A 2,009-nucleotide genomic window follows, 5' to 3' on the forward strand; every position below is an offset into this window, starting at 1 on the left:
ATGGAGGCCCTCGGCGTCACCGTTCCGCTGATCTGCTCGGTGACGGTGGAGACGACGGGCACGATGCTGTTGGGCTCCGAGATCGGTGCGGCGCTGACGGCGCTGGAGCCGCTGGGCATCGACATGATCGGCCTGAACTGTGCGACCGGTCCTGCGGAGATGAGCGAGCACCTGCGCTATCTGGCGCGCAACGCCCGTATCCCGCTGTCCTGCATGCCCAACGCCGGCCTGCCCGTCCTGACGAAGGACGGCGCGCACTATCCGCTGGGCGCGTCGGAGCTGGCGGAGGCCCAGGCGGGCTTCGTCCGCGAGTACGGGCTTTCGCTGGTCGGCGGCTGCTGTGGCACGACCCCCGAGCACTTGCGGCAGGTGGTGGAGCGGGTCCGTGGCACGGCCGTCACCGGGCGCACCCCCCAGCCCGAGCCCGGCGCCGCCTCGCTCTACCAGAGCGTGCCCTTCCGCCAGGACACTTCGTACATGGCGATCGGTGAGCGTACCAACGCCAATGGGTCGAAGAAGTTCCGTGAGGCGATGCTGGAGGCGCGCTGGGACGACTGTGTGGAGATGGCCCGGGACCAGATCCGTGAGGGCGCGCACATGCTCGACCTCTGTGTGGACTATGTGGGCCGTGACGGTGTCGCGGACATGGAGGAGCTGGCGGGCCGTTTCGCCACCGCCTCCACGCTGCCGATCGTTTTGGACTCGACCGAGGTTCCGGTGATCCGGGCGGGGCTGGAGAAGCTGGGCGGGCGGGCGGTCATCAACTCGGTGAACTACGAGGACGGTGATGGCCCTGAGTCCCGTTTCGCGAAGGTCACCGGGCTGGCGCGGGAGCATGGGGCGGCGTTGATCGCGCTGACGATCGACGAGGAGGGGCAGGCCCGCACCGTCGAGCACAAGGTCGCCATCGCCGAACGGCTGATCGATGATCTGACGGGGAACTGGGGGATCCGTGAGTCGGACATCCTCATCGACACGCTGACGTTCACGATCTGCACGGGGCAGGAGGAGTCCCGGAAGGACGGGATCGCCACGATCGAGGCGATCCGTGAGCTCAAGCGGCTTCATCCGGACGTCCAGACCACGTTGGGCCTGTCGAACATTTCCTTCGGTCTGAATCCGGCGGCGCGGGTCCTGCTGAACTCGGTGTTCTTGGACGAGTGTGTGAAGGCGGGTCTGGATTCGGCGATCGTGCATGCTTCGAAGATCCTGCCGATCGCCCGTTTCGACGAGGAGCAGGTCACCACCGCGCTGGATCTGATTTACGACCGGCGTGAGGGCGACTACGACCCGCTGCAGAAGCTGATGGCGCTGTTCGAGGGTGTCAACACCAAGTCGCTGAAGGCCGGCCGGGCCGAGGAGCTCCTTGCGCTGCCGCTGGACGAGCGGCTGCAGCGGCGGATCATCGACGGGGAGAAGAACGGTCTGGAGGCCGATCTCGACGAGGCGCTGCGGACCCGTCCTGCGCTCGACATCGTCAACGACACGCTGCTGGAGGGGATGAAGGTCGTCGGTGAGCTGTTCGGTTCCGGGCAGATGCAGCTTCCGTTCGTCCTGCAGTCCGCGGAGGTCATGAAGACGGCGGTGGCCTATCTCGAGCCGCACATGGAGAAGACCGACGACGAGGGCAAGGGCACGATCGTGCTGGCCACGGTGCGTGGTGACGTCCATGACATCGGCAAGAACCTGGTCGACATCATCTTGACGAACAACGGCTACAACGTCGTCAACATCGGTATCAAGCAGCCCGTCTCGGCGATCTTGGAGGCGGCGCAGGAGCACAAGGCCGACGTGATCGGCATGTCGGGTCTGCTGGTGAAGTCGACCGTGATCATGAAGGAGAACCTGGAGGAGCTCAACCAGCGCAAGCTGGCCGCCGACTACCCGGTCATCCTGGGCGGTGCGGCCCTGACCCGCGCCTACGTCGAACAGGACCTCCACGAAATCTACGAGGGCGAGGTCCGCTACGCCCGCGACGCCTTCGAAGGCCTGCGCCTCATGGACGCCCT

At 66.1% G+C, this 2,009-nt stretch carries 1 protein-coding gene; it reads left to right on the forward strand.

Features of this window, described 5'->3' with window-relative positions; all coding sequences use genetic code 11:
- Positions 1–2,009 (forward strand): dihydropteroate synthase (locus PV721_RS43105; RefSeq protein ID WP_319734292.1); only part of this gene is annotated, 2,009 nt, incomplete at both ends.

This window comes from Streptomyces sp. MB09-01, assembly GCF_033794505.1.
Taxonomy (GTDB): domain Bacteria; phylum Actinomycetota; class Actinomycetes; order Streptomycetales; family Streptomycetaceae; genus Streptomyces.